The organism is Lactiplantibacillus mudanjiangensis (assembly GCF_005405385.1).
GTDB classification, from domain to species: Bacteria; Bacillota; Bacilli; order Lactobacillales; family Lactobacillaceae; genus Lactiplantibacillus; species Lactiplantibacillus mudanjiangensis.
On the sequence record NZ_BJDY01000004.1, the window covers coordinates 280,101 to 306,551 of the forward strand.

Annotated in this window: 27 protein-coding genes and 1 other annotated feature; of the genes, 15 read left to right on the top strand and 12 right to left on the bottom strand. The window is 42.1% G+C overall.

Features of this window, described 5'->3' with window-relative positions:
* Window positions 1-8: 8 nt before the first annotated feature.
* The gene (locus FFM84_RS09515; protein WP_130845032.1) at window positions 9-1,223 is read right to left on the bottom strand and encodes a mandelate racemase/muconate lactonizing enzyme family protein; all 1,215 of its coding nucleotides are present in this window, start codon (window positions 1,221-1,223) and stop codon (window positions 9-11) included.
* 258 nt (window positions 1,224-1,481) lie between these two features.
* Between FFM84_RS09515 and FFM84_RS09520 the strand changes: the two genes are divergently transcribed.
* On the top strand, window positions 1,482-2,816 hold the full coding sequence (locus FFM84_RS09520; RefSeq protein ID WP_130845033.1) for a gluconate:H+ symporter: 1,335 nt from the start codon (window positions 1,482-1,484) through the stop codon (window positions 2,814-2,816).
* Window positions 2,817-3,078: 262 nt separating this feature from the next.
* Here the strand turns inward: FFM84_RS09520 and FFM84_RS09525 are convergent, their stop codons facing one another.
* The 3 genes from FFM84_RS09525 to FFM84_RS09535 form a co-directional block, all read right to left on the bottom strand.
* Window positions 3,079-4,476: an SLC13 family permease gene (locus tag FFM84_RS09525; protein WP_130845034.1), complete on the bottom strand. Its 1,398-nt coding sequence runs from the start codon at window positions 4,474-4,476 to the stop codon at window positions 3,079-3,081.
* A 15-nt stretch (window positions 4,477-4,491) separates the two neighbouring features.
* Window positions 4,492-5,469, bottom strand: a complete 978-nt coding sequence (locus FFM84_RS09530; protein ID WP_130845035.1) for a hydroxyacid dehydrogenase — start codon at window positions 5,467-5,469, stop codon at window positions 4,492-4,494.
* A gap of 287 nt (window positions 5,470-5,756) precedes the next feature.
* Window positions 5,757-6,653, bottom strand: coding sequence for a LysR family transcriptional regulator (locus tag FFM84_RS09535; protein WP_165450299.1), 897 nt, complete (start codon window positions 6,651-6,653; stop codon window positions 5,757-5,759).
* 160 nt (window positions 6,654-6,813) lie between these two features.
* Here FFM84_RS09535 and FFM84_RS09540 point away from each other — a divergent pair, with 160 nt between their 5' ends.
* The 11 genes from FFM84_RS09540 to FFM84_RS16325 all read left to right on the top strand — a co-directional run bounded on the left by FFM84_RS09540 (window position 6,814) and on the right by FFM84_RS16325 (window position 16,586).
* Complete coding sequence (locus tag FFM84_RS09540; RefSeq protein WP_130845037.1) at window positions 6,814-8,142, top strand: enolase C-terminal domain-like protein; 1,329 nt, start codon at window positions 6,814-6,816, stop codon at window positions 8,140-8,142.
* 233 nt (window positions 8,143-8,375) lie between these two features.
* Window positions 8,376-9,221 carry an abortive infection system antitoxin AbiGi family protein gene (locus FFM84_RS09545; protein WP_165450300.1) on the top strand — a complete coding sequence of 282 codons (846 nt, stop codon included), beginning with the start codon at window positions 8,376-8,378 and terminating at the stop codon, window positions 9,219-9,221.
* 1 nt (window position 9,222) lies between these two features.
* Window positions 9,223-10,410 (top strand): abortive infection system toxin AbiGii family protein, encoded by a 1,188-nt coding sequence (locus FFM84_RS09550; protein WP_130845039.1) that lies wholly within the window; start codon window positions 9,223-9,225, stop codon window positions 10,408-10,410.
* A 231-nt stretch (window positions 10,411-10,641) separates the two neighbouring features.
* Window positions 10,642-13,176: a M1 family metallopeptidase gene (locus FFM84_RS09555; RefSeq protein ID WP_130845040.1), complete on the top strand. Its 2,535-nt coding sequence runs from the start codon at window positions 10,642-10,644 to the stop codon at window positions 13,174-13,176.
* Window positions 13,177-13,489: 313 nt separating this feature from the next.
* Window positions 13,490-13,981 (top strand): thioredoxin domain-containing protein, encoded by a 492-nt coding sequence (locus FFM84_RS09560; RefSeq protein WP_130845041.1) that lies wholly within the window; start codon window positions 13,490-13,492, stop codon window positions 13,979-13,981.
* Window positions 13,982-14,088: 107 nt separating this feature from the next.
* Window positions 14,089-14,859, top strand: coding sequence for a helix-turn-helix domain-containing protein (locus FFM84_RS09565; RefSeq protein WP_165450301.1), 771 nt, complete (start codon window positions 14,089-14,091; stop codon window positions 14,857-14,859).
* A 15-nt stretch (window positions 14,860-14,874) separates the two neighbouring features.
* Entirely contained in the window at window positions 14,875-15,147 is a 273-nt protein-coding gene (locus FFM84_RS09570) for a helix-turn-helix domain-containing protein (RefSeq protein ID WP_165450302.1), read from the top strand.
* 92 nt (window positions 15,148-15,239) lie between these two features.
* Window positions 15,240-15,641 (top strand): hypothetical protein, encoded by a 402-nt coding sequence (locus FFM84_RS09575; RefSeq protein WP_130845044.1) that lies wholly within the window; start codon window positions 15,240-15,242, stop codon window positions 15,639-15,641.
* Between the two features lie 131 nt (window positions 15,642-15,772).
* The gene (locus FFM84_RS09580; RefSeq protein ID WP_130845045.1) at window positions 15,773-15,889 is read left to right on the top strand and encodes a putative metal homeostasis protein; all 117 of its coding nucleotides are present in this window, start codon (window positions 15,773-15,775) and stop codon (window positions 15,887-15,889) included.
* 69 nt (window positions 15,890-15,958) lie between these two features.
* Window positions 15,959-16,249: a helix-turn-helix transcriptional regulator gene (locus tag FFM84_RS16320; RefSeq protein ID WP_225425293.1), complete on the top strand. Its 291-nt coding sequence runs from the start codon at window positions 15,959-15,961 to the stop codon at window positions 16,247-16,249.
* A 40-nt stretch (window positions 16,250-16,289) separates the two neighbouring features.
* A complete protein-coding gene (locus FFM84_RS16325; RefSeq protein ID WP_225425294.1) occupies window positions 16,290-16,586 on the top strand; it encodes a bacteriocin immunity family protein in 297 nt (98 codons plus the stop codon).
* An 88-nt stretch (window positions 16,587-16,674) separates the two neighbouring features.
* Here the strand turns inward: FFM84_RS16325 and asnA are convergent, their stop codons facing one another.
* The 4 genes from asnA to FFM84_RS09605 form a co-directional block, all read right to left on the bottom strand.
* Entirely contained in the window at window positions 16,675-17,682 is a 1,008-nt protein-coding gene (gene asnA, locus FFM84_RS09590; protein ID WP_130845046.1) for an aspartate--ammonia ligase, read from the bottom strand.
* 61 nt (window positions 17,683-17,743) lie between these two features.
* Window positions 17,744-17,992, bottom strand: a binding site (T-box leader).
* A 299-nt stretch (window positions 17,993-18,291) separates the two neighbouring features.
* Window positions 18,292-19,698 (bottom strand): C69 family dipeptidase, encoded by a 1,407-nt coding sequence (locus FFM84_RS09595; protein ID WP_130845047.1) that lies wholly within the window; start codon window positions 19,696-19,698, stop codon window positions 18,292-18,294.
* Between the two features lie 127 nt (window positions 19,699-19,825).
* A complete protein-coding gene (locus FFM84_RS09600) occupies window positions 19,826-21,037 on the bottom strand; it encodes a hypothetical protein (protein WP_130845048.1) in 1,212 nt (403 codons plus the stop codon).
* Window positions 21,038-21,115: 78 nt separating this feature from the next.
* Window positions 21,116-21,373: a hypothetical protein gene (locus FFM84_RS09605; RefSeq protein WP_130845049.1), complete on the bottom strand. Its 258-nt coding sequence runs from the start codon at window positions 21,371-21,373 to the stop codon at window positions 21,116-21,118.
* Window positions 21,374-21,543: 170 nt separating this feature from the next.
* Here FFM84_RS09605 and FFM84_RS09610 point away from each other — a divergent pair, with 170 nt between their 5' ends.
* Window positions 21,544-21,753 (top strand): helix-turn-helix domain-containing protein, encoded by a 210-nt coding sequence (locus tag FFM84_RS09610; protein ID WP_130845050.1) that lies wholly within the window; start codon window positions 21,544-21,546, stop codon window positions 21,751-21,753.
* 41 nt (window positions 21,754-21,794) lie between these two features.
* Here the strand turns inward: FFM84_RS09610 and FFM84_RS09615 are convergent, their stop codons facing one another.
* The gene (locus FFM84_RS09615) at window positions 21,795-22,388 is read right to left on the bottom strand and encodes a TetR/AcrR family transcriptional regulator (RefSeq protein WP_130845051.1); all 594 of its coding nucleotides are present in this window, start codon (window positions 22,386-22,388) and stop codon (window positions 21,795-21,797) included.
* A gap of 150 nt (window positions 22,389-22,538) precedes the next feature.
* On the opposite strand from FFM84_RS09615, the gene FFM84_RS09620 reads away from it, so the two are divergent.
* Window positions 22,539-23,855 carry an FAD-dependent oxidoreductase gene (locus FFM84_RS09620; RefSeq protein WP_130845052.1) on the top strand — a complete coding sequence of 439 codons (1,317 nt, stop codon included), beginning with the start codon at window positions 22,539-22,541 and terminating at the stop codon, window positions 23,853-23,855.
* 46 nt (window positions 23,856-23,901) lie between these two features.
* Here FFM84_RS09620 and FFM84_RS09625 read toward each other — a convergent pair whose 3' ends face one another.
* A complete protein-coding gene (locus FFM84_RS09625) occupies window positions 23,902-24,549 on the bottom strand; it encodes a TetR/AcrR family transcriptional regulator (protein ID WP_130845053.1) in 648 nt (215 codons plus the stop codon).
* Between the two features lie 97 nt (window positions 24,550-24,646).
* Here FFM84_RS09625 and FFM84_RS09630 point away from each other — a divergent pair, with 97 nt between their 5' ends.
* Window positions 24,647-25,648 carry an NAD-dependent epimerase/dehydratase family protein gene (locus tag FFM84_RS09630; RefSeq protein WP_130845054.1) on the top strand — a complete coding sequence of 334 codons (1,002 nt, stop codon included), beginning with the start codon at window positions 24,647-24,649 and terminating at the stop codon, window positions 25,646-25,648.
* 75 nt (window positions 25,649-25,723) lie between these two features.
* On the opposite strand, the gene FFM84_RS09635 is transcribed toward FFM84_RS09630, so the two are convergent.
* Window positions 25,724-26,119 (bottom strand): hypothetical protein, encoded by a 396-nt coding sequence (locus FFM84_RS09635; protein ID WP_130845055.1) that lies wholly within the window; start codon window positions 26,117-26,119, stop codon window positions 25,724-25,726.
* On the bottom strand, window positions 26,103-26,330 hold the full coding sequence (locus FFM84_RS09640; RefSeq protein ID WP_130845056.1) for a helix-turn-helix transcriptional regulator: 228 nt from the start codon (window positions 26,328-26,330) through the stop codon (window positions 26,103-26,105). The genes FFM84_RS09635 and FFM84_RS09640 overlap by 17 nt, the downstream gene beginning before the upstream one ends.
* Window positions 26,331-26,451: the final 121 nt, after the last annotated feature.

The following is a 26,451-nucleotide window of genomic DNA, read 5'->3' on the forward strand; positions in this document are numbered from 1 at the left end:
CTTCCTTTCTATTTAACGGTAAAGATTTGACATTTAGCAATGGTTTCAGGGGTCAATTCTTGGCCCAAACCGGGACGATCAGGCACTTTGAAGACGCCGCGTTCTGGTTGATAGTCATATAAACAAGTTTGACGATCGTGTTCATTCAAGGCCCGTTGATATTCTTCATGAATAACGAAGTTTGGAATTGCGGCTTCAATTTGCAACGCAGCTGCGGTCGCAATGGGACTACCACAGACATGGATTTGGGCGTTGATGTCATAGACTTCTGCCATGTCACAAATTTTCTTAGCTTCACTCAACCCACCACAGAGACAGAGGTCTGGTTGGACGACCTTAATGGCCCGTTTTTCAAAGAGTTCTCGGAAGCCCCAACGCGTGAAGACCCGTTCGCCAGCGGCAATCGGAATATTGACGTTTTGGGCAACTTCTAAAGTATTGTCTGGATTCAAGGGACTAACGGGTTCTTCGTAATACCAGATCCGCAGCGGTTCCAGCATTTTGCCGACTTGAATAGCCGCGGTAGTATCAGTGTTGGCATGCATATCAACGATAATATCGAGGTCGTCACCACCGGCATCACGCATCGCTTTAACCCGGTCATAAGTCGTTTGGAGGACTCTAGTGGTTAGTGGCCCAGTCGTTGGCCAATCACCGCCACCATCAGCTTGATTACTAAAGATGATAGGATCAAATTTCAAAGCATCAAAGCCTTCTGCCATGACCCGCTTTGTCACTTCAGCGTAATCTTCAGGCGTTAATAAACGTTCTTTTTCAATATGGGCGCCCCAGTTATACTGCAACTGACTGGCGTATGTCCGTAAGTTATCGTTAGTTTTACCACCTAATAAGTTGTAAATCGGGGTGTTATAGTATTTACCTTTGATATCCCATAAGGCAATATCAATGGCACTGATCGCCGCATTGACGGCGGTCCCGCCGGCTAGACCCCAATAGGTGGTTGTCTGTAGTTGATGCCAAATTTTTTCAATATTTAACGGATTTTCACCAATAATCACGTGACAGAAATCTTGTAACATCCCGAGACCGCCGCGCCAGCCTTTGCCGTAAGCGAGCCCAGCTTCACCAAACCCACTAATACCTTCATCCGTATTTAAGCGTAAGACGATCGGGGACCAATCTTCGGTTGAACCCTTTGAGTTACCACTAAAGCTAGGATCAGCACTTGGTACTTGCATCACATCCGCACTAATAATTTTCATTAGATAACCTCACTAGTTCTATAGTTAATTTGTTTTGGAAAACGTTTTCAATTCTGATTATAGTGAGGTTGTGAATAAGTGTACAGGTATGAAACGGACTTCAGGGGAACCAAAATGTCCTGTGTTATTTGGACTAAAGACCATAAAATTAAACTAACGGTTCAATGAACTAAACTGAGGAACTTGCCGTTAAGTCGTGGCCTAAATTTTTTTAACAATTTAAGTGAAAAAGGTCACATAGCTGAAGGAGTGGTTCAAATGCCAATTTTCATTATTGCGATCGGTGTCGTGATTCTGGTCTTATTGATTGTTAAATTAAAATTGAATACGTTCGTGTCACTGATTATTGTGTCCTTATTAGTTGGTGCTGGTCTGGGTATTCCAATGACCAAGCTGAGTGATGTTATTGAAACAGGGATTGGTGATCAGATTGGCGGGTTAGCAATTGTTTTTGGGCTTGGATCAATGCTCGGTCGTTTAATTGCTGATTCTGGGGCGGGGTATCGCATTGCGCTCGTACTTAGTCGGAAGTTTGGGCGGCGCTATATTGAGTGGGCAGTTGTTTTAGCGGCATTCATCATTGGGTTGGCATTATTCTTTGAAGTCGGTCTCGTGGTACTTTTACCGATTGTGTTTGTGATTGCTAATGAACTGGGGATTGCGATGCTTTATTTAGCGATCCCAATGGCGGCGGCATTAAATGTGGCACATGCATTTTTGCCACCACACCCAGCACCGGTTGCGATTGCGGGGATTTTAAATGCGCCACTTGGGCAAGTCTTATTATTAGGATGTTTAGCCGCGATTCCGACTGTGATTATTACTGGGCCACTATATAATCACGTGTTGTATCGTTTATACCCATCGGCCTATCACTTAGAAACGAAGAGTCGGGTGTTAGGCGACTTTAAAACCTTTGATGAGCACGAGATTCCAAGTTTTAAAATCAGCTTAGTCACTGCACTAATGCCGGTCATTTTGATCGCATTAGCCACCCTAACCAAATATGGGTTAGCGGCAACGAGTCATTTACGACAGGTGGTCGACTTTATCGGCACGCCTGATATTGCTATGATAATTTCGCTAATTCTAGCAATTTATACGTTAGGCTTGCGGCGACATGTGACGATGAAAAAGATAGGACGGTCGATGCAAGCCGCGATTAGTCAAATTGCGATGATGTTATTTATCATCGGTGGCGGTGGCGCCTTTAAACAAGTCTTGATTACTGGTGGGGTGGCTAAATATGTCAGTCAATTATTCACGAATTTAAATTGGTCACCGTTACTAGCGGCTTGGTTGATCACCGCTGTTTTACGAATCTGTATTGGCTCAACCACAGTCGCGGCGTTAACGGGTGCTGGGCTTGCAGTACCGTTGTTACAACAAGCGGGAGTTAATCCCGCTTTGATGGTTTTGGTGGTTGGTGCGGGTTCAGTCTTCTGTGACCATGTCAATGGCGCCGGTTTCTGGATGATTAAACAATATTTTGGATTAAGCTTGAAAGAGACGTTGCTTACTTGGACACCGTTAACAATGCTGATGTCCGTTGTTGGTTTAGGATGTGTATTGGGATTATCGTTGGTTTTCTAGTACTAAATAAGTTGATAAAACCGCTGTTAATCGAAACGGATTAGCAGCGGTTTTTGTCTAGCCAATTGTTGGTGTTAACATTGGGTTTAGCCGTCTAGTTTAAACCACCGTCACGTGCCAGTCAGTGGCAGTTAAAGGGTATCGGTTACCTTGGACCAATAGTCAAAAAATCGCGTTAAAACGCCAATCTAGGGCCATTTAAAATGCCAAAATTAAGCAAAAAAATACGCTAGCTACAGCTAACGCATTTTCAGTATTCGGATTAAGCTAAGCCAAGTAATTGCCAGATTGGCACGCAGAGTAGTAAGCCAACAATGTTAATAACCATGTAACCGAGCGATGATTTCGCTAAGGCGGCTTTGGACGTCATGCTGTTATTAACAGCTGCTGATCCAGTTAAGAATGGGGCATCCATGTAAGATAACATCCAAATGTTGACACTAGTGGTGACAATCAACACGATAATGGCTGGGCTGAAATTCATGGTTGAGAAGAATGGCAATAACGCAATGATAATCAAGGTCCCAGTTGAAATCAAGGAAACCACAACGAACTTACACAAGTAAATGATGATTGGTAAGGCAATCACAGTAATCCATATGTTGCCGAGGATTGGACTGATAATGGGTTTTAAGATGACTCGTAACCAAGTCGTCAAGCCGACCGTTTGCATGACATTTCCTAACGCCATGACGGTCCCAATAAAGATAATCGTGTTCCAACTCAAACGGGTCTTGAAGTCTTCTGGTGTTAAGACTTTTGTGGCAACTAAAACACTAACCCCAACTAAGGCCGTGACGGCGGCGGGGATGTTGACAGTGGATTCAAGAATCCAAAAGACGATGGACACGAGAATAACTGCGCCAGTGATCTTCTCTTCACGAGACATTGCGCCTAAATCATCTAATTGTTGTTTGATAAACGTTTTTTCGATGGTTTTATCGTTTTTAGGTTTAAATAGAAACCGAAGTAAGAAGAAGCCGGCGACTAAAACAATAATTGTCCAAGGTAACATCATAATGAACCAGTTGCCCCAACTTAAAACGGATTGCGCTTTGTGGGGAAGTAAGCCTTTAAACGCATAATTTTGCGCAGTCGCACTTAGAAAACTAGCTTCCATGACTAAGAATCCCCAGATAGCGGCTAAGAATAGTCCGGAACTCCCTTTACTCCGTGGTTTGTAGCCAAGGGCATTACTAATCCCTTGAGCAATAGGCGTACTCATCGCTGTTTTAGGATGGGCACTGGGAATCATTGGCGAAATAATGGTTCCGGCAGTAAATAACGCTAATGTTTGGCCGCTAAAGTTAGCCGGAAACCAGGACATAATTTTCAGGGCAATCCGATTAATTAACCCGGTTTTGGTGGCAGCAGCCCCTAAACCTAAGCCCCCGATGATGATCCACATGGTTGTCGTTGAGAAAATGTTGAACGCGGTCGGAAAGTCGGTGGCACCTAAGATCACCCAAGACGATAACATCAATAACCCAGTGGCAAAGCTTGGAATCACATTAAAAATCCAAAAAATATTGGCAGTAACTAATGATGCTAAGACGACCATCCCAGCATGAGCTAACCCACTAGGCGTTGGAATGGCAAATGCAATGATTAAGCCTAGAACAATTCCGACTAGGCCAGCGATTAATTTTGAATGACGCATAAGTGAGCCCCTCTTTTAGTTGTCAAAAACGGTTGGATTAACAGGAAATTCTGGCATTTGACCGTTACTAAAGTCAATAATGGCTTGTGCCGCACCGGTTCCCAATGCTGCGTTGGCTTCCTGAGTGGTACCGGCGATATGACTAGTGACAATCGTATGCTTGCTAGTGAAGAGTGGATTATCAGCGGCTGGTGGTTCTGGATTGAAGGAGTCAATGGCAGCCCCAGCTAATTGATCGGCATTTAACGCGGCTGCTAAGTCAGCTTCGTTGATAATGCCACCACGAGCAGAGTTGATAATGTAAGCTGATGACTTCATCAAGCCTAATTCTTTGCTCGTAATCATGTTCTTGGTTTCAGGCGTTAGTGGCATGTTGATTGACAAGAAATCAGCGATTGGATAAATGTCGGTTAAGCTATCATATAGCTTAACTGGCGCGTCTTTTAAGTAAGGGTCGTAACCGATGACGTTCATGCCAAATGCTTGAGCTAACTTGACGAGCACTTGTCCGATTTTACCCAAGCCTAAGATGGCTAAGGTTTTACCACGGAGTTCATGACCATTTAAGTTGTTAGCGGTAGCAAACCCAGGTAAAGAAACACCGGCTAATTCAGTTTTGTGATCGCGCAACGTTTGGTCGGTTTCGGCAATTCGACGGCTGAGCATCAACATGGTTGTCATCACATATTCAGCAACCGAAAAGGCATTGGCGCCGTTGACTTTAGCCACTAAGACATGTTGCTTGGTGGCGGCATCAACGTCGACATTATTGATCCCAGTCCCATTACGAGAAATGATTTTCAGTTGTTTACCAGCAGCAATGACTTCGGCCGGTAATTGTGATGACCGCATAATAACGGCATAGGCATCCGCAATAGCAGCTTTCATTGAGTCAACATCTGTATCTGGGGCGACGGTGACGTCAAAACCGTTTTGTTTTAAAAGATCGATCCCAGCATCGTCAATTTTTTCACTTAATAAGACTTTTTTCATGTGAAGATTCCTCCTAGATTAATGACTAATTTAAATCGCTTACAAATTCATTCTAGTGATTTACTTCACGAAAGCACAGTACCTAAATGGACAGCTGGTGAACTAATTTGTCCAAATAGGAAAAAAGAGTGTGAGAAAAGATGGGTTGCTACCGAGCATAGCCTAGGAAGACTAATGATTGTGGGCTTGCAATCGTTAGTCTTTCGTAGCTAAGCGGAGGGAGCAGTCTTTTATCACACGTTTCGACCATAAAAAAAGCGCCCGGAATCGTTATTCCAGGCGTTAAACTAACGTTGTGCCAATTGAGCAAGCAACGCTTTTAAGACTTTATTTTGATTGTTTTTTTGGTAGTAGAGCGTTGCGGCATAGGCTTTGTTAACCGCGTCCGTGATTGGTAAGAACTTAATTAACGGATTCTTTTGGCGTTCTAGGTCTAAGAACGGGCTTGGATAAAAGCCAATCCCTTGATCTGCCGCGATCAACACATCACGTAACTCTAAAGATGACACGCGGTTAATGTTTCTTTCAGGAAAAACTTCTTCAAATTTTTTGTAGAAAGTTTTCTTCAAATAGACGGAAGCATAAGGACTGTAGTAGAGAACTTGTAAGTGGCGCAGTTGTTTTAACGTGACTGTTGCTTGTTGCGATAACGGATTTAGCGTGCTGATTCCAACCATTAATTCACCTTTTAGGAGTTCAATCTTGGCTAAGGCCGTCGCCTCGTTGGTGTCTAAGTAGTAGTAAGGCGAAATCGCAATATCAATACTGCCGTGTTCCACTAAGTCTTGTAGACGTTGACCACTTTCTTGTCGAAATTCCAGTTTGATTTGGGGGTCCTTTTTGAGCAGTGGCATGAGGACTTTTTGTAAGGTGATCTCTTGATTTGAAGAGGAAAACCCAATACGGAGCTTTTGTTCTTTAGCTTGTTGCTCACTTTGAATACGAATCAACTCGTCGTTATATGTATTCACGATGTCTTCAGCAGCAACGACAAATTTACTACCCGTAAAAGTGAGTTCAGTGTTATTGTGCTTACGAATAAACAACTTAACGCCAAGTTCATTTTCCAACTGATCCATTTGCTTTGAAACCGCGCGGGGAGATAAGAAGAGCAGTTCTGCGGCAGACTTAAAACTGCCATTTTTGGCGATTACTAAAAATGTTTTTAATCGATTAATTTCCAAAAGGCGGACCTCCTTGCGTGATAAAATGCTCGCGAGTTGAACGAAAAAGTCCATTTGGTTCAGGTCGGGAACATTTTGGTACTGTTCTAATTATTAATCGAACCATATAATAAAGTCAATTCATGATTGTTACTTAAATCACAAAAAAGAGGTTATTAAAATGAGTATTCCTAAAATTGTTGAAATGTTGGTTTATCCCGTTGCAGGCTATGACAGTATGCTATTGAATTTAAGTGGTGCCCATGGGCCGTTCTTCACGCGTAACATTGTTATTTTGAAAGCGGATAACGGCCAAGTTGGGGTCGGTGAAGTTCCTGGCGGTGAAAAAATCACGGCAACCTTGGAATCAGCTAAAGAACTGGTCATCGGTGCAACGTTAGGCGAATATAAGAGCGTTCTCCAAAAGATTCAAGCGAAGTTTTCATACTTAGACCAAGGTGGTCGTGGTAACCAAACTTTTGATCAACGGATTATGGTTCATGCGCTGACCGCAGTTGAAACCGCTTTTTTGGACTTGTTGGGGAAACATTTACACGTCCCTGTAGCTGCACTATTAGGTGACGGTCAACAACGCGAAAAAGTCGGGGTTTTAGGTTACTTGTTCTGGGTTGGCGATACGAGTAAGACGGATTTACCATACTTACAAGATGATGATGATAGTAGTGATTGGGGTAAGTTGCGTCGTAAACCAACAATGGATGCCGATTCTTTGGTTAAATTAGCTCAAGCGGCGTACGACAAATACGGTTTTAAGACCTTTAAACTTAAAGGCGGCGTCTTCGATGGTGAAACCGAAGTGGCTGCGATGAAAGCTTTACACAAGGCCTTCCCAGATGCAAAGTTGGATCTTGATCCTAATGGTGCCTGGTCATTGGAACAAGCCTTACATTATGCAGACGAAATGAAAGATGTTTTACATTATATTGAAGATCCATGTGGCGCTGAAAAAGGCTTCTCTGGTCGGGAAGTGTTGGCCGAATTCCAACAATTAACTCATATGCCAACTGCCACGAACATGGTTGATACCGATTGGCGGCAAATGTCACACGCTTTGGCTTTAAATGCCGTGTCAATTCCATTAGCTGATCCACATTTCTGGACAATGGAAGGGGCCGTTCGTGTTGCGCAACTTTGCCATGAATTTAATTTAAACTGGGGTGTTCATTCTAATAATCACTTTGATATTTCATTAGCAATGGTTGCCAATGCCGCCGCAGCCGCACCTGGCAATGTCTATGATGTGGATACCCATTGGATCTGGCAAGATGGTCAAAACTTGACCAAGAATCCTTATGAAATTAAGGATGGCCAGTTGACGGTGCCAACGACTAATGAAGGTTTAGGCGTTGAAGTGGATATGGATGCGATTGAAAAAGCCCATCAATTGTATGTCGACAATAATTTAGGTGCGCGGGATGACGCCGCTGCGATGCAATTCTTGATTCCTGATTGGAAATTTGATGCTAAGAAACCGGCTTTGGTTCGGTAAAAGGTTAAATAATGTAATTTGTTTTGATATGAAACGCTTATATATGTTAGACGGATTTGTCTGATAGATACAGGCGTTTTTTCTATATTGTTATGTATTATTTTAGTTTAAATGATTTTTTGAATTTAAAAGTATTAAATGCCAGATACTTTTAAATAGTGGTTGATTTGATTATGATATATAATGAGAACGTACGTTCAAATGTGGGAGATCTTGATAGGAGAAAATTACTAATGTCAAAAGTGACTAAAACGAAAAGTATTAATTTTTTAGCTGAAAGAAATCAGCATGTTGATAAAGTAAATCCACAGTATTTTAACGAAAGTGCAAATACATTGTTTAACTTTATGAAACGTTTTGAGTTTTTAGAAATGGTGATTAGAAACCTTAGAATTGTTCCAAGATATAGTGTTGAAGATATCAGTTATTTGAATTTAAAGTCTGAAGTAAATATTTCGAATATCGCGATGCCCATGCTTTGTTTCTGTGATATTAATTTACATCAAATTCAGACTCATATTACTAGTTATGGTTCCTTTGGTATTGGCATAAGCAAACAATGGGGAAGCGAAGTATGTGGTATTCAACCAGTTAATTATATTAATCCCGCATCTCCATTAAGGGATGATATGAGATTGGGTTTACAAGAGGTTTTTCGCGAGCATTCCGCGTCGGAAGATGCTAATGCGCTATTAACGCAGTTGAAATTTTCAAAGCCATTATATGGAAAAATGAGAGGAGTAGGTGATAAAAACTTTCATGATGAACATGAATGGCGATATATTCCTAAGATAGATGGGCCGGAAGCGTATAATTTTCTTCATGATGGTGCTGAGTACTATGGTAAGTGGATGAAGGATGATAGCATTATGGACAGGCTTTCTGATGGGTTAAGAGATTTAAAAAGAGACTGTAGTATAAGACTGACCCCAGATGCGATTAATTATATATTTGTGGAGAATAATGACTTTGCTGTAAAAATAATTGAAGATATTGATGAGCTTAATATTGAAAAAGAAACAAAACATTTGTTGATGAGTAAGATTATAAATCTCGAACAATTGAAGGGAGATTGGTAACATGTTTTCAAATGCTAGAGATGAATTATTTCCAGAGAATAGAACTAATTTAATACCAAGTACAATATTGGATGGATTGCTCCCGGAAAGCTTGAGAGACACCAAGGTACACTATAAAGGGATTAGCCAGAATAGTGCAATTCTTGTTAGCGAATTAGAGAAGGTCGATTTTGAATTTGGTGGAGATATTGTTAAGAGAGTAATTGAAAAAGTAACATCCCAATATCCTAATTTATCTGAGAAAGAGGTAGCTGATAATCTAGATAAGGTCCTTTTTAGAACACAGACAAAATTGACTATAAATCCACAAGATGAAATTTATGTTGCAGGAGTAAAGATAGCAGCAAAAGATTTAGTGAAGAATGTTGTTAGCGGGGAAGGACTGATTGAGTTTGTTATCGGTCCTGGAAACTTTAGGGATCCGGTGGAAATAAAACTAACAATTTCAGGAGAACCAGTTAGTTTCATGCTACAACAACAAGTATATCCGTCTGTTGAGAAGCAGGTTTTTGATACGATAAATAGAAAAATATTAAAATTGAAGTTAATTATTCCTGATAATAAGAAGGAGGGAGTTTCGGTTCAATTTAACATAGATTTAGAGGCAGCGTCTAGTATTGAAGAAATTATTGAGATAGAACCTTTAATAACTATGCTGATTGAAAAAGGTGATGTTGCCTTGGGTGGAAAACAGCTTCCAATGAATGAAAATGGTTTATCAAGTTTAAAGCCAATCTTGGCACAATTAGAGATTTATAAAATGATGAATACAGTTGGACTAGCTTACAAGAAAGAGTTTCCTGTTAGATGGAAATTAACGGATGATGAGCTTAATAATCTTCAAATGCTGTACATTTCAATAACTAAGAATACTTTTTTTGAAATGCAGGCCTATAATTTTACTTTCCAAGCAAATGATATAGAAAAATTTAATAATAATTCAGAAGATGAGGTTAGCATAACGACAACGGGTCTAGAGAATATTAAAATTGCCCATCATCATTTTGAAGGTTTAAATATAATACGTGTTTATCATAAATATAGATTGAAAAGTGTTGATTCTGGTAAGGCCAGATTTATACGCACCCCTAACAGCAAAATATTGGTTAAAGTAATTAGGGACGATGAACGTATCGATAATAAAAAAGTAGCAGAATTAATTAATAATTATGAGAATAATGGTTCTTAAAGTGATTTAAAAATATGTTTTAGTTGTTAATTCTAATTAATTAAATATCAGTTAAACACTAAAGGATTGTAGTATCCGGGCGACGTATTACATGATAGCATGTTGCATTGTTTTTTCGTTAGAAAGATAATGCCAAGATTTGATGAAAATTTTATTCTTGAACGATCAAAGCGGCATTGACCACGCAAATGACGTATAATGAAATCATTCTAACAATTCAAGGAGAAACTCATGGCAGAATTAACCCATTTTTACCAATTGTTCCAACCAGAACATTACGATATTTATCTCGATATTAATCGTGCAACGAAGACGATCAGTGGTCAAACTAAGATCACTGGTGACGCCCAAACAGCGTCAATCGCCATTCATCAAAAGGACTTAGCCGTTTCGGCCGTTCAAGCTGATGGCCAAGACGTCCCATTCAAGCTGGACGCTGACAATGATGCGATTCGCATTGACCTAGCCAAGGCTGGGAAGACCACGTTAACAATCACTTACACTGCACCATTAACGGACACGATGATGGGGATCTATCCATCATACTACGAAGTTAACGGTGAAAAGAAACAAATCATCGGGACGCAATTTGAAACTAATGCAGCCCGCCAAGCGTTCCCAAGTGTCGATGAACCAGAAGCTAAGGCCACCTTTGACTTAGCCATCAAGTTCGACGAACAAGCTGGCGAAACGATTTTAAGCAACATGCCTGAAATCAAGACGGAAAATGGGGTGCACTACTTTGACACGACCGTTAAGATGTCGACTTATTTAATCGCTTTTGCCTTCGGGGATTTACAAGGCAAAGAAACGACGACTAAGAGTGGTGTGAAAGTTGGCGTCTTCGGGACCAAAGCGCATCAAGCTAACGAATTAGATTTCGCCTTAGATATTGCCAAACGATCAATCGAATTCTATGAAGACTTCTATCAAACACCATATCCACTCCCACATTCATGGCAACTTGCTTTACCGGACTTTTCGGCCGGCGCCATGGAAAACTGGGGCTTAGTGACTTATCGGGAAGCCTACTTATTACTTGATCCTGACAACACGGCTTTAGATATGAAGCAACGGGTTGCGACGGTCATTGCCCACGAATTGGCCCATCAATGGTTCGGGGATCTCGTTACGATGAAGTGGTGGGATGATCTCTGGTTAAACGAAAGTTTTGCCAACATGATGGAATATGTGGCGATCGATGCCTTAGAACCTGACTGGCACATTTGGGAAACGTTCCAAACTTCCGAAGCTGCGGCTGCTTTACAACGTGATGCGACCGATGGTGTGCAATCGGTTCACGTTCAAGTTGAAAATCCAGCGGAAATCGATGCCTTATTTGATGGCGCGATTGTTTACGCTAAGGGTGCGCGGATGTTAGTTATGGCGCGGGCTTTAGTTGGTGACGATGCGTTACGTAAAGGCTTGAAGGCTTACTTCAAAGCCCATCAATACGGCAATGCTCAAGGGAAAGACTTGTGGGCCGCTTTCGGCGCCGCTTCGGGGATCGACGTTGGCGCAATTATGAATTCATGGCTCGAACAACCCGGTTATCCAGTGGTCACGGCTAGTGTTGTGGATGGTCAATTGACTTTGAAACAACAACAATTCTTTATCGGCGATGGCAAGGATGCTGGCCGTCAATGGCAAATTCCATTGAATAGCAACTATGATGCCGCACCAGAAATCTTGGCTGAAACGACTGCTAAATTAGGTGATTATGCCGAATTACGTTCAGCTAATGGCAAGCCATTCCGCTTAAATGTCGGCAACAATTCTCACTTTATCGTCAAATACGATCAAACGTTATTAGATGACATTTTAGCGAACTTAGATCAATTGAATGCGATCGATCAACTCCAATTGTTGCAAGACTTACGCTTATTGGCTGAAGGTCGTCAAATTTCATACGCAACGATTGTGCCATTGCTCAGTCGGTTTGCAGCGAGTCAATCAACGGTGGTTAACGATGCGTTGTATCGGGTTGCCGGTGACTTGAAGAAGTTCGTCATGCCAGACTCTAAGGAAGAAGCTGCCTTACGCCAATTATTTGATCAATTAAGTGCCGATCAAGTGGTGCGTTTAGGTTGGGCGCCAAAGGCTAGTGATTCTAACGATGATCAATTAACACGTCCATACGTCTTGAGTGCAGCTTTGTATGCGAAGAATGCGAAGGCAATTGCCGATGCTCACCAATTGTTTGTGGACAATCGTGATCAATTAGCCACTTTACCAGCTGATACGCGGGTCTTCGTCTTACGGAATGAAGTTCAAAACTATGGTAGTGAAGACTTGTTCAATGCATTATTAGCGGAATCACGGCAAACAGCCGATGCTAGCTACAAGGCTGACATTTGCGCTGCTTTGACGAGTACGCAAGATGCCAAATTAATTGCCCAGTTGATTGAGAAATTCGAAGATGCCGATACGATCAAACCACAGGATTTACGGGCTTGGTTCCGTGGCGTGCTTGCTAATGATGCCGGTCAACAAGCTGCTTGGGACTGGATTCGTAATGACTGGGCTTGGTTAGAAGCTACGGTCGGTGGGGATATGGAATTCACCACCTACATTACGGTCATTGCCGGAATCTTCCGGACCGCTGATCGTTTGGCTGAATTCAAAGCCTTCTTTGAACCTAAGTTGAATACGCCAGGGTTAACCCGGGAAATTCAAATGGATACAAAAGTTATCACGAGTCGGGTTGCGTTAATTGAAGCTGAACAAGCTGCGGTTAATGCTGCCGTAGCGACAGTTGTTAAATAAGATAAGTGCTAATAAGACCTCCACTGACAATTGTTGTCGGTGGAGGTCTTTTTGACATCTAACGTGATTGACGTTTTGCTTTGAAAGCCTGAATTAGGTCACTTGTAGCGAATACAAGATTAATGGCGGCCATTAGAAGTTGTAGTTGATTGAATCGATGACGAAATTTTGATGATTTTTGCGTATTGAACACCTACTTTAGTTGATATTTAGCTAAAGTATGGCACAAGTTGCTTATGATTGCCTGCAAAAAGACGTTGCATGGATATTTAAATCTGTTTAAACTAAAGAAAAAGAAAGTCGATGACTGAATATGAATTTTAATTTAACTGATCAATATACGTTAAACTTTGGACGCGACGATGCCCCACACGAGCTGATTGCTATCTTAAATCTCGGTTGTGTGGATACCCAAGAATGGTGGTTGCCCAATGAAGCCGATTTATTGGCGGCCATTGATAACGGCCAGCTCAACGCACATTTTAAATTTTGGAATAAAGTCAAACCAGCATTAGCCAACGGCAATATCGCGAATGGTTATCTGGATTATCAACATCCGACCCAAGCATTAGCATGGGCGAAACAAGTTTTCCATGATCAACTGGCCTTGCGGGAGGCAACGGATGTGCCGGATTATTTGACTACGACTTATGGCATACAACCGTATGCACAAGCTGAAATCGTTAAAAAGCAGATCGATGCGGAGGTTTCCGCGAACCACATTACGAGTGTCCCCACGATTATTTTTGATGGTCAGGCGGCTGATGAGGAAAATTTGCGATCAATTAACCAATTATTGGCCTAATTTAAAATGGTGTTAAATCAAGGATTAGCGCGTATCAACCATGAGTTGATTGCGCTTTTTTAGGGGAATCCGTACGCTAGGAGTAGTTAAGCGGGGAGATGAGTGTCATGCGGTTACAAGAGTTATTAAAACAACAGCGATTACAAAATCACTATACGCAAGCCCAATTGGCCGAGAAATTATTTGTGTCAACACAGGCGGTTTCAAAATGGGAACATGGTCAGTCGGTGCCGACAATTGATAATTTATTAATGTTATCTGATCTGTATAATTTGTCGATAGATGAATTAGTTCAAGGGAGTCCATTTTTTAAGAAACCTTATGTCGTTGGTCATCGGTATCGGCGAAGTCGGGTTATCATGTTCATGATTGGCTGGCTCATCGTCAGTGTTATCTTTAGTGGACTTAATCCTAAAACGTGGTATGTTTTTGCCATTACGCTCATGTTTATTGCTGGATTTTTACTGCCATTAATGACTAAAGACTATTGGATCATTGAACGAGATGAGCTAACGATTCGGCAATATGGACAGGGATTTACGTTTCAAAAATTATTGGCTAAGGATCAACATCTACAGCACGTGCGTTATGACGATTTAGCACAAGTCACGATTAAGTACCTATCTCGTGAGCACATTACGGTCTTTGACTTTGCTCCAGACTCATTCAAAATGTGGGTAACGGCGAAGGATGGTCGTCAGTGGGCCTTAGACTTTGGGGCCCATGTTCAAGATTTTCTACCACAGTTCGTTAATTACTTGCAGCGTCAAGGTGTCACGGTCAATGATGATCAACAGATTGTGGACTTATTGTTACGGGGAGAATCGTTATACAATCATTTTAATGCGGGGAAGAGTGGCGCGACTAAGGCGAACTAACGGGGGATGTGTCTGATGCGATTACAAGACTTGTTAAAACAGCAGCGGTTACAAAATCATTACACGCAAGCGCAATTGGCCGAGAAATTATTTGTGTCAACACAGGCGGTTTCAAAATGGGAACACGGTCAGTCGGTTCCTACTATCGATAATTTATTGATGCTATCAGACCTTTATAATTTGTCGTTAGATGAATTGGTTCAAGGAAGTCCGTTTTTAAGAAACTTTATATCGTTGGTCATCGGTATCGACGGAGTCGCGTCATCATACTGCTTATTGGGTGGTTAGTAGTCAGTATTCTCGCATGTGGACTTAACTTACAAGTAGGGCTGGTCTTTGTCATGATTCCCGTATTGACCACGGGGTGTTTACTGCTGGGAATGACAAAAGATTATTGGATTATTGAGCAAGATGGTTTGACCATTCAGCAATATGGTCGGGGATTCATTTTGCCAAAACTATTGGCTAAAGATCAGCATTTACAGCATATTTGCTATGCTGATTTGGCACAGGTGACCCTTAACTATCAGGTTTATTACCATATCTCAGCTTTTGATTTTGGCCCCGACTCATTTAAGTTAGGGTTAACCGCGAAGGATGGTCGGCAATGGACTTTAGATTTCAGCACGCGCGTGAAAGACTTTTTACCACAATTCGTGAATTATTTAGAACGCCAAGGTGTGCCCGTCAATGATGACCAACAGATTATGGCTGTGGTGTTACGGGGGGAGTCGTTGTACGATCATTTTAATGAAAGTAGTAATACGACCAAAGCGAATTAGCAGTTGCGTATCAGATACCTTGGTGCTTTAGATCGATGCAAACTAGAGCTAAGTAAGTGCATTAAAGCAGTGTCTATGTTATTATCTAAAAAGTAATAATTACTATTTAGATAACGATGGGGGACAGTCAAATGGAAAAATCAGATTTAGCGAGTGCTCGGCGACGGATGCAAAGCCGTAATCTTAAAACACGTAAACGTGCTTTGAAAACCTTGCGAGATGCGCAACGCCGTCTCAACAACAAATAAAGCAACGCCCACTTCAGTGATGAAGTGGGCGTTTTTTGTTGCGATAATTGGCAACTTGTCGCTATAATTTTGGCAGCAACTAGCCGAGAAAGCTTGATGATTCAAGGCTGCTACGCGGCGTTGCGGTTATTAAAACGATTAGTAACAATTCATTGGGCCACAAATCAAAAATATCGAGTTCGTCACGATTGGTCACAGCGAGTCTTAACACCGAAACTAAATGTGACGCGGCAAACAATTTCGAAGTGGGAGTTAGATAAAAGTTATCCCGATCTTGAAAGTTTGATTCGCTTGAGTGACTTGTTTGCGGTTTCGACTAATTTTTGCTTAACATTGGTAAAACAAAATGCCAGTGACTAAGCCAACTTGGTGGATGTGGTTCTACAGGAGGAAGCAGTCGATGACAAAAGGTAAATGGTATGCTGGTGGTCAAGAACGGGCGCAAGTGGCAGTTGGATTGCTTGTGGAGTTAGTCAAAAATTTAACGGCACCCAATGAACGCCCGTTACAAGAATTATTGGCGAAATATTACCAAGAGTTAGTCGCGCAAAAATCAGGTTCTAATCTATATGTTTTTGACCGGATGGAGTTGGCCGTTTCGCAATGTATGCGGACTAATGGGATTGTCTTAAATGATGATAATCGCCAACGAATGACTGATCTGTTGGCGCTCAGTCACGTTTACTATGGTCGTTAAATCATTACAATATAAAAAGGCGATCACCGCGCAATTTGCGTGATGATCGCCTTTAACCTATTTATTTTATGAAGGGTAGTAATTGTAATTAAAGTAAATGAATCCCAGCGGCTTCACATTTTTTAACCATTTCATCAGGCCATAATGCGGTTTGAACTTCACCAACATGCGCTTTACCAAGTAATAACATGCATAAGCGTGATTGACCGATCCCACCACCGATCGTGAATGGGACGTCTTCGTTTAAGACCATTTGGTGATAAGGTAAGTCTAAGCGGTCTTCGGCATCGGCAATCTTCAATTGCTTCTTCATTGATTCAGCGTCAACCCGAATTCCCATGCTGGAGATTTCAATGGCTTGGTCTAATGGTTCGTACCAGAACATGATATCACCGTTTAATGACCAGTCATCGTAGTCGGGTGCGCGGCCATCGTGACGTTTGCCACTGAGTAATTGACCACCGATCTTCATAATGAAGACACAGCCGAGTTCTTTCGTAATGGCGTTTTCGCGTTCGCGAGGGGTCTTATCTGGCCAACGATCTTCCAATTCTTGGGTTGTGATGAAGTGAATTTCGTCAGGCAAATGATGAACAGCTTTAGGGAACTTGTACCAAACTTCGTGTTCCATATGCTTGATCACTTTGAAAATTTGTTTAACGGTTTTTTGTAAGTAGTCGATGGTCCGGTCTTCGCGAGCGATGACTTTTTCCCAATCCCATTGATCAACGTAAGCAGAATGGTAGTTGTCTAAATCTTCGTCTTTACGGATGGCGTTCATGTTCGTGTATAAGCCTTCATGCATGTCAAAGCCATAACGTTTCAAGGCAACTCGTTTCCACTTAGCTAATGAGTGGACGATTTCGATCGTTTCATCGCCCATGTCTTGCATGGTAAATGACACTGGTTTTTCAACGCCGTTCAAGTTATCGTTCAAACCGGTTTTCTTTTCAACAAACATTGGGGCTGAAATCCGTGATAAGTTCAATTGCTTCCCGAATTCTTCTTGGAACGTTTCCCGAATGTACCGAATAGCGGTTTGCGTTTCACGAACAGACAACTTTGGATCGTATGACTTTGGAATAATTAAATGCATAATATTGAGCTCCTTTGGCTTTTTAAGCCGGACGAAAAAAGTCTTCCATCCCATGAATTTATCAAGGGACGAAAGACTTTTTTCGCGGTACCACCCAAGTTGTTTACCTAAAGTAAACCAGCTTTTACAGAGTACAAACATACTCCACCGATGATAACGTACCGGTCAACGACTAATCCTACTTTCAAAAAGATTTCAGTTAGCAACTAAGAAAGTGTTTTTCAGAAATTTCAAGCACCGATTGGGTTCGCACTAGGTCCCAACTCACTGACAGGTTGAAAAGACTTACTCCTCTTTCCTACGTTTTTTATCTTGTGACATTTATATTAGCACTCATTTTAAAAATGTAAACCCTAAATTTAATTTGTTGCTCATTATTCTGTTAGGTAATAAACACTAATTACTTATTAAATGACCTGATTTTAGGTTGCAAAAAAAGAGCTAAAATAAATTAGCTCTTTAGGTGCTCGGCTCATTAATAGCCGAAACGTGAAATAAAAGGCTGCTCCCTCCGCTTAGCTACGGAAGTCGAACGATTGAAAATGCACAATCATTCGATTTCCTAGGCTATGCTCGGTAGCAACTCGCCTTTTATTTCACTCTTTTTAACTAGTCGTTCAAGTTATAACGTAATTTCATTTGTTCAGAACCAGCGATGACCATGTCACCGAGTAACTTCGTTTGACGTTTCAAAGATTCGTCAGCTAATTGATTATTCGCAGCTTCCAAATAAGCAGTCACGTCAGTGTGGTTAGCTAAGTCAGCGTCGGTATTGTTTTGAATCAAGTGGTAAGCGCCCATGGCTTCAAGTTCAAAGCTATTCCGCATATCGACGTAGAAGTCATAGTCGGTGTCGCCGAGTAGGGCAGTCGTGCAGCTTAACCAGTACATATTGTTCAAGTCAAAGGTACCAGTGGCGTTCTTGTAGCAAGCAGGGGTGTCATTAACATTGGCGTAGAATGGTACAACCGTGTTAAACGTGTTGGCACCGAAGGCTAACCAGTGAATCCCCGCAATTTCGGCAGGGACGTTGTTCCGAATTTGTAAAATATGCACATCATGGTTCCGGTTAATCCCGATTGGGCGGAACAAGGTCTTATCAGCTTCTGAGCCGCTGCCGTAAACATCATATTTGGTGTTTTCGAAGTGAGAACTCAAGACAAATTTAACGTCTTCGATTGAGATTTTCCGGTTGGCGTGGCAAATGAATGGCAAGTCTTGTTCCATTGGATCTTGATCGACGTCTGGCGTAAAGTATTTTTGACCAAACCAAGCACGGGGGTTGTTATAAACCGTATCTTTGATGGAGGCACTACCGAAGATATGGCGTAAGTTATAACCGTCAAAGTCAGGATTTAAGTGATATTGGTCGATGATTGATTGTAAGTCGGCTGAGGCCATTGTGTCATCAGCGTCAAAGTCAAAGTCATCAATATTCATCCGGTTAGGGGCAACCACGTAGGCATCATCTGGAATGCGTTTAGCGGCCCAATGATGACCACCAATAGTTTCTAACCACCAGATGCTATCGTTGTCAGAAAAGGCAATCCCGTTAGGTTCGTAAGTCCCATATTGTTCGAGGAGGGCACCTAAACGTTCGACCCCTTCTTTAGCACTGTGGATGTAAGGTAAGACCAAAGTTACCAAGTCTTCTTCACCAATTCCACCGGCGACAAGTGGGTCCATCCCGAGGACGCGAGAATTAGTCGTGATCGTTTCGGTCGCTGACATAGCGATGTTTTCACTGTTAATCCCAGCAGCAGGCCAAGTCCCATTAGTCAAAATTGAGTTAGGGATTGAAGTGTATCGCATTGGATTGTCTGGTAAATCGACCTTAACTTTACTAATCACTGATTGATAGTGCTTAGGTTGATCTGCTGGATTCACGACAACTAATCGTTCTGGATCGAGGGCTTCATGACCATCATCGTTACGTGAAATGATGGTTGACCCATCGATTGAGGCCTTTTTACCAACTAAAATTGTGGTACATGAGCCTTTTATGCGTTTATTCATGTGTAAAAAACACTCCTTTTTAGTTATTATGACCATTATACGCTTTCTGACTTAACGTCGTGGTACTAAAGGAAGTTCAGTTCTCAAAACAAGCTTTCAAACTAAGCCTATCAAGATGTGTTCACTTTTATGAATTTGTAATTGGATGCTTTTTCAAAATGTAATTAACGCCACTAATGCTAATGCCGACGGTCGCGGCAATCTCGCGATAAGTTTGCCCCGTTGATCGTAATTGATGAACGAGTTGGTATTTATGATCTTTGGTTTTAGGTGTCGGTAACGCCAAAGTTGGTGGTAGGGCGGGTGGTTGTGGTGCGGTTAAAACTTGAACGGGTTCAACCTTAAGCTGAGTTAATTTCTCAATGACATGATGGATCGTTAACGCGTCCCACAAGGCATTGTGTTGATGGGGATTAGCGATATTTAATAAGCCGGCCACACCGTTTAATGGTAAGAGATGTTGCCCTAAATTGGCCTGATGATTGGCCCGATTAATGACGGCATCGGTATAGAGTTCACTATCAAACAGCTGGAAAGGTTGTTTGATCAGGCGATGTTCGTTGGCTGTTAATCGATCGTAATAAGTCGCCATCAACCAGCGTAAGCACTTTAAATCATAACGGGCATCCCAAAAAGCCAGTGGGCGATGACTGGCTAAAACTTGATTAATAAACGCCTTCAAGACCGTGACCGGGTTAGCTTGTTGTTGATACTCAACCAGAGTTAGTCCCGTCTCAGCCAGACCAGTCAATTGTTTTTCTGGCAAGAAATACGGATTGTCTAAGTAGTGATCGAAGAGCAGTTCAGTTTGATGATGAGCATCAAAACTCAATGCACTGAGCTGATAAATGCCCGTGTTCATCCCGTGAATTAATGCTGGTTGCCAGTTGCCAACGCCATGCTTTTTGAAAAAGGGACCAAACTCACAATCGACAGTAATATAGCGACTGGGAATCCGTTTGAGTTGTTGAAAATTAGTCAGACTCGTATCTAACCGGTTTTGAAATTGTTGATCCGTGGTTAAGTGCTGATCAAAATCAGGCACAAGTTGGTAGCCGTTAGTCTTAAGTAAGCTTTCTGGGTCAAGTTGGCCAGGATTGTCGTAAGTCTGGGCGACTTTTTTCTTAGTCAAGAGGAACGGCTGATTGGCACTAAATGTAATCCGGTAACGATTTTTACTATCAAGCGTTATTTGCGTGACAATTCCAAATGACAACGCGCTGGCTAGTGGGGTCAACTGACGTTGTTCATCGACTGTACAAACGGGATAGTTCAGTAAATAAACTTGATTGGGGTGGTCAGGGATAATGCGTTCTAAAAAAGCTAACGTGGTCTGCATAAAAAACGCCTCCGAGTATGGGGTTCTATCAGTAGTTACGCAGTTAATCGCTGGAACCATTTTTTTAATGTCCTTAAATTATCCAGCTAATTCGGCCGCACTAACGCGGACCATAAATTTAGTAATCACGAATTGATGGCGTTGGTTATAATGACCATACAAGGCTAGTGGTAAGTCTGGTTTGAGTTGATAAAACAGCGTTAAGGCGTGCTTGACAATGAGACAGTTAACGAGTTGACCATCAACCGTTTTGACTCGGAGATAGAGTAGAAATGGATCATATTTTAGAATTTTCAATTGATTATCATAATAGCCAGATAAAGCTTGATTCGTCATAGTAGTCACCTCTAAAATTATTATACGAACAAACGTTCGATTTGGCTAGTAAAAAGATTTTTTAGTTAAAAGTGACGAAAATCTGTTAAATTTCAATCTTAAAGCTACAAATTAAGGCGAGATGTTGGTATGATAAAGCATGACGAAACTAACAGAGAGGGGACCTGACCATGCAACGTGGACGCCGAGCAACTTATGAAGAACGATTGGCGATTGTTGATTATACATTGACACATGCCAATAATTATCAAGAAGCTGCGGATAAATTTAATGTGTCGTATCCCCAGGTTTATACGTGGGTACGTAAATTTAAACAACAAGGCGCGGCTGGACTAGTAGACCACCGTGGCCGCCCAAAGCAAGTGAAACCAGAAAGTTAATGACTAAAAAAGCAATCGCTGATTAATCGGCGGTTGCTTTTTTAATGGGCTAACAGTGCGGGCATGACGACATCATCGACCAGTTGGGTGATGTCATCGGTCGTTAACGATTGGTCTTCAACCATAAACCGATAACGAATTAATTGAAATAAGGCTAGTTGGGCATTATCACTTGGCTGATGGGTGAGCTCACCGGTTCGCTGCGCCAGTTTGATGACATAAGCCATCATGGCTAAGTTACCGGTTGTCATATCGATTAGTAGTTTATGAATTGCTTTAGGATGATTGTGCATTTCTGCGATCATCATATGTTGAAATTCCGGCAACATGCTGTTGCGGATCTGATTGAACTGAACACCAGTATAAATGACGTTGGCACGCAAGTTCCCCTTATCAAATTCAAAGTTGGGTAAGGTCGCATTGGTTTGTCGTAAATGATTGTGCATCGCGGCAAACATAATTTCGAACGCGTTGTCCCAGTGGCGGTAAAGGACCGAGCGACTAGTATTGGCAGCGGCGGCAATTTTTGACAGCGTGACTTCTTGGTAACGATGGGTCGACAAAAGTTCATAAGCGGCGTTATAAATCGCTTGTTCTAAATCGTCGCCACGGCGGCGATTGGGTGATGTGGTCATTAAAATTCCCCCTTTAAGGAACAGTATACTCGAAAGTGCGCCTTAATTAAATAAGATACATCGTGTATGCTATTGAATTAATAGGCAACACGATGTATCTTATTTAGTAATCACCGGCTGATTAATTAAAAATTTAAAGAGGAATCAAACATGAAAATAATGATTATTGGGGCCGCACATGGCGGTCAAGCGGCGGTAACTGCGGCACAGGCACAATATCCAACGGCTGAAATTAGTTGGATCGAACAACAAGCGATGACGCATTTGATGGGCTGGTCAGCGACCAAATTAGCGACTTATCAAGCGGAGTTAAAACGTCAGCATGTCACGCTAATTGATCAAACGCAAGTCGTCAAGTTACAACCAAGCCAGCATCAAGTTAACGTGCGCAATTTAGCAACTGGCCAATCGCAGACCTTAACTTATGACAAATTGATTTTAAGCGTAGGGGCTACAGCTCGACAATTACCGGTCGTGGGCAAAGAATTAACGGGGGTTGTCGGGTTACGCAGTCAAGCTGATATGCACTGGTTACGCGAACAAGCGACTAATCCGGCCGTGCAAAATGTGGTCGTGGTAGGCGCTGGTTATATTGGTATTGGCGCAGTTGGTATTCTGTCAGCGGCTGGTAAAAACGTGACACTCGTTGATGTTAATGACCGGGTTTTAAGCAGCTATTTGGATATAGAATTAACGGAACCTTTAACAGCAACTTTGCAAGCTGAAAAGGTGACGTTAGCCTTACCGGCACAGGTCACTGCACTAACTGGTGATGCGACCGATCACGTCATTGCTGTGCAAACCGATCAGGGAAGTTATCCGGCCGACCTAGTAGTCGTCTCAGTAGGTGCCCAGCCGAATACGGCGTGGTTAGCGGACACGTTGGCATTATTAACGAATGGGAGCATTCAAACGGATGCGTATTTACAAACGAGTCAACCTGATATTTGGGCGATTGGCGATGCGGTACAAGTGCAATATGGCCCTACGGATCAACGTTTAAACGTGGCGTTAGCCAGTAACGCGCGCCGGCAAGCACGTTGGGCGGTTCAAAATTTAGTGACACCAACGAAAAAAATGGGAGCCGTGCAGGGAACGTCCGCGTTGAAATTAGGTGATTACTATTTTGCCTCAACGGGGTTAAATAGTACAACTGCGGCTCGTTGTGGGGTTGATTTAGCTAGCGTCGTGGTGACCCAACCAGTGACGATGCGTGAGGCGACCCCAGTAACCACTAAATTGTTTTATCAACCTAAGACCGGCAAGCTATTAGGTGCGCAACTGCTATCAAAAATGGATATTACCGCTAGTATCAATGTGGTGGCGTTAGCGATGCAAGCCCAGTTTACGGTAGATCAGTTAGCCGATGCCGACTTTTTCTTTCAACCGTTATTTACCACGGCAACACACTTCTTAACGGCTGCAGCATTAGCGGCCCAACAAGCACGTGTTACGGTTACTAATTAATCGGACGCAACAAAAAAAAGACGTTGGTTGGCGTCTTTTTTGATGTTTAGATTGTGATCAGCGCATAAGTGGCGCGAAACTCGGATAAAATGTTGGTCTTAACGGGTTCTAAGTCGTCGAGCTTGATGCTGCCCTGTGCATCAGGCGCTAAGATGGCGTCTAATTGGAATTGTAACGTCGCGACTAAATAAGTTTCCGCTTGGTCTAACGTTAAACTTTGATTTTCGACTTGAGTCAAGACACCGTTAATGAGCGTTTTAGCTTGGAAAATCAAATAGTCAGGTGTCAAATTAGTAACCACCATGCCGTTGGTTTGAGCGAGGGCTAAGTAAGCCTGTAAGGCCGTAAAGTATTGCGTGTACCCAGTTGCAAAACGTTGCGCTAAAGCTGGATAGGCGCGCTGTAGTTCGGTGGTAAACGTGGTGGTCGTTGAGCCCATTAATAAGAGCGCGTTCAACCAAGCTGGTAAAAATTCATCCGCAACAAAGGTTGTGGGCACCGGATATTTGTCGAAAAAGTCCAAATGTCGCTGAACTACGGCTTGGACGAGCTCGTCCTTATTTTTAAAGGATAGATATAAGGTGGCTCGACTGACGTTAACGGCTTGAGCGAGTTTGCTCATGGACAATGTCTGAAACCCTTTAATTAAAATCACGTGATTCAAGTTCATCACTAGTTGTTGTTTATCTATCATTTTTAATTACCTCGTAAAAATAGTATACAATAGTTTTACAAATTAGACAATGTGGTGTATTATTTGTCTAAATTAAAAAACAAACGAGGTTATTCAAATGAAAAAAGTAGTAGTTACCGGTGGTTCAGGTTTTGTCGCAAGTTGGGTGATTGCAGAATTCTTAAATCAAGATTATGCCGTGGCTACGAGCTTACGGTCATTGGGCAAGGCCGATGCAATTAAAGCGGGACTTAGTCGGTACGTGACTGCCGAACGGTTGTCGCATCTTAGCTTCTTTGAAGCGGATTTAACAAGTGCCGATGGCTGGCAAGCTGGTCTAGCCGATGCTGATGGCGTGATTCATGTGGCATCGCCAATGGGAAACGGAACTGAAAGCACCGCTGAATTAGTTGAAGTGGCGACTAGTGGTGTTCGTGAAGTCTTTCAAGCCGCGGCTGCTGCCGGGGTAAAACGTCTCGTCATGACGAGTTCACAGGCGGCTTCCACGCCAGCTAGTTCATTTACCGGGACCTTGGATGAAAGTTTTTGGACTGATCCTGAGAATCCTGAATTAGATGCTTATCGGATTTCCAAAGTTCGCGCTGAACAAACCGCTTGGCAATTAGCAGATGAGTTGGAGCTGGATTTGACGACCATTTTACCAGGGGCAATCTTTGGTCCAGTAATGACCAAGAATCTTAGTTCCAATGGGATTTTGTTACAATTATTGAAGGGACAACCCGCCTTGCCAAAAGTACCGTTAGAAATTAGTGACGTGCGCGACTTGGCTAACTTGCATCGCCTAGCGTTTGAACAAGATACGGCGATTGGCAAGCGTTATCTGGCCGCGTCACAAACGCTGACGATGTTAGCCGTTGGACGTTTGTATCAACAAAACTTCCCACAATTACATTTAAATGTACGACCATTACCTAACTGGGCGACGCGCTTACTAGCAAAACCAATGCCAAGTTTACGGTCATTAGTTCCGATGTTGAACCGACACTATCATCACAGTACCGCCGCTGCCGAAACTGATCTTGGGTGGCAACAACATGACCCTGAAACGACTGTGATTGACACCGCGCAACGGTTAATTAGTTTGGGACTAGTCAAGTAAATTGAAATGAAAAAGGCGATCATCAGAATTAAGCTTGGACTTAATTCTGATGATCGCCTTTTATCGGATAATGGGTTAATTTCTAATATTGTTCAAGATGGTTACTGAGAGTCTTAGAATGTTAATAATGGTCCAATAAAGAATGGCAATTATCGCAATAATACCAATGACCAAATTTTCACCGTCAAATTGGTAAATGAGCATAAAAATAATAAAGAGGGTGAGCGATAACCATTCCATGATGGTGATGACCTGATGATCGGCAAGTCGTTCGACATATTGATCACGCTCATCATCGTCAGGTTCGTTGAGATTGATTGCTTTGCTTTTAGAGATAGCAAGGAATAAACAAATGACAACTATGAGAATATCCTTGAATAGGCTAAGCCAATTTGACCAGTCGCTAAAAGCAAAATAGAGAAAGAGTAATGATAAAATGCCCCAGAATATGACACTAAGATTTTTTTTCATCTTTTTCAGCCTCCACATATGTTGCTAAATTAAACAGTGTTTCAATATCTGTGTGAAAAAGGGTAGCAAGTTTGTAGGCCAAAATTAATGATGGCTTATATTGGCCTTTTTCAATTGAGATGATGGTCCTTGACGTGACGTTGACGCGTTGGGCAACTTGAGATTGGGTTAAGTTGGCCTGTTTGCGATACTGTCGCAGTGAGTTGTTCATCCTGTCATCTCTTTTCTATGTGAAGTTAACTTCACATTAACGCTTTTAGTTAGATTTTTCAATAATGCGAAAGCAAATTGTTGATAATTAACTATTTTCCGGTAGTAGTGTAGAGCTAACA

What these genes read in the sequence shown, in the direction of transcription:
- FFM84_RS16325 (WP_225425294.1), top strand. Translation starts at nt 16,290, where the DNA reads ATGACAAAAGGTAAATGGTATGCTGGTGGTCAAGAACGGGCGCAAGTG.
- FFM84_RS09615 (WP_130845051.1), bottom strand. Translation starts at nt 22,388, where the DNA reads ATGACCACATCACCCAATCGCCGCCGTGGCGACGATTTAGAACAAGCG.
- FFM84_RS09605 (WP_130845049.1), bottom strand. Translation starts at nt 21,373, where the DNA reads ATGACGAATCAAGCTTTATCTGGCTATTATGATAATCAATTGAAAATT.
- FFM84_RS09530 (WP_130845035.1), bottom strand. Translation starts at nt 5,469, where the DNA reads ATGAAAAAAGTCTTATTAAGTGAAAAAATTGACGATGCTGGGATCGAT.
- FFM84_RS09610 (WP_130845050.1), top strand. Translation starts at nt 21,544, where the DNA reads ATGCAACGTGGACGCCGAGCAACTTATGAAGAACGATTGGCGATTGTT.
- FFM84_RS09550 (WP_130845039.1), top strand. Translation starts at nt 9,223, where the DNA reads ATGTTTTCAAATGCTAGAGATGAATTATTTCCAGAGAATAGAACTAAT.
- FFM84_RS09560 (WP_130845041.1), top strand. Translation starts at nt 13,490, where the DNA reads ATGAATTTTAATTTAACTGATCAATATACGTTAAACTTTGGACGCGAC.
- FFM84_RS09580 (WP_130845045.1), top strand. Translation starts at nt 15,773, where the DNA reads ATGGAAAAATCAGATTTAGCGAGTGCTCGGCGACGGATGCAAAGCCGT.
- FFM84_RS09630 (WP_130845054.1), top strand. Translation starts at nt 24,647, where the DNA reads ATGAAAAAAGTAGTAGTTACCGGTGGTTCAGGTTTTGTCGCAAGTTGG.
- FFM84_RS09640 (WP_130845056.1), bottom strand. Translation starts at nt 26,330, where the DNA reads ATGAACAACTCACTGCGACAGTATCGCAAACAGGCCAACTTAACCCAA.
- FFM84_RS09545 (WP_165450300.1), top strand. Translation starts at nt 8,376, where the DNA reads ATGTCAAAAGTGACTAAAACGAAAAGTATTAATTTTTTAGCTGAAAGA.
- FFM84_RS09570 (WP_165450302.1), top strand. Translation starts at nt 14,875, where the DNA reads ATGCGATTACAAGACTTGTTAAAACAGCAGCGGTTACAAAATCATTAC.
- FFM84_RS09525 (WP_130845034.1), bottom strand. Translation starts at nt 4,476, where the DNA reads ATGCGTCATTCAAAATTAATCGCTGGCCTAGTCGGAATTGTTCTAGGC.
- FFM84_RS09520 (WP_130845033.1), top strand. Translation starts at nt 1,482, where the DNA reads ATGCCAATTTTCATTATTGCGATCGGTGTCGTGATTCTGGTCTTATTG.
- FFM84_RS09635 (WP_130845055.1), bottom strand. Translation starts at nt 26,119, where the DNA reads ATGAAAAAAAATCTTAGTGTCATATTCTGGGGCATTTTATCATTACTC.
- asnA (WP_130845046.1), bottom strand. Translation starts at nt 17,682, where the DNA reads ATGCATTTAATTATTCCAAAGTCATACGATCCAAAGTTGTCTGTTCGT.
- FFM84_RS09565 (WP_165450301.1), top strand. Translation starts at nt 14,089, where the DNA reads ATGCGGTTACAAGAGTTATTAAAACAACAGCGATTACAAAATCACTAT.
- FFM84_RS09595 (WP_130845047.1), bottom strand. Translation starts at nt 19,698, where the DNA reads ATGAATAAACGCATAAAAGGCTCATGTACCACAATTTTAGTTGGTAAA.
- FFM84_RS09625 (WP_130845053.1), bottom strand. Translation starts at nt 24,549, where the DNA reads ATGATAGATAAACAACAACTAGTGATGAACTTGAATCACGTGATTTTA.
- FFM84_RS09555 (WP_130845040.1), top strand. Translation starts at nt 10,642, where the DNA reads ATGGCAGAATTAACCCATTTTTACCAATTGTTCCAACCAGAACATTAC.
- FFM84_RS09620 (WP_130845052.1), top strand. Translation starts at nt 22,539, where the DNA reads ATGAAAATAATGATTATTGGGGCCGCACATGGCGGTCAAGCGGCGGTA.
- FFM84_RS09600 (WP_130845048.1), bottom strand. Translation starts at nt 21,037, where the DNA reads ATGCAGACCACGTTAGCTTTTTTAGAACGCATTATCCCTGACCACCCC.
- FFM84_RS09575 (WP_130845044.1), top strand. Translation starts at nt 15,240, where the DNA reads ATGACAAAAGATTATTGGATTATTGAGCAAGATGGTTTGACCATTCAG.
- FFM84_RS09540 (WP_130845037.1), top strand. Translation starts at nt 6,814, where the DNA reads ATGAGTATTCCTAAAATTGTTGAAATGTTGGTTTATCCCGTTGCAGGC.
- FFM84_RS09515 (WP_130845032.1), bottom strand. Translation starts at nt 1,223, where the DNA reads ATGAAAATTATTAGTGCGGATGTGATGCAAGTACCAAGTGCTGATCCT.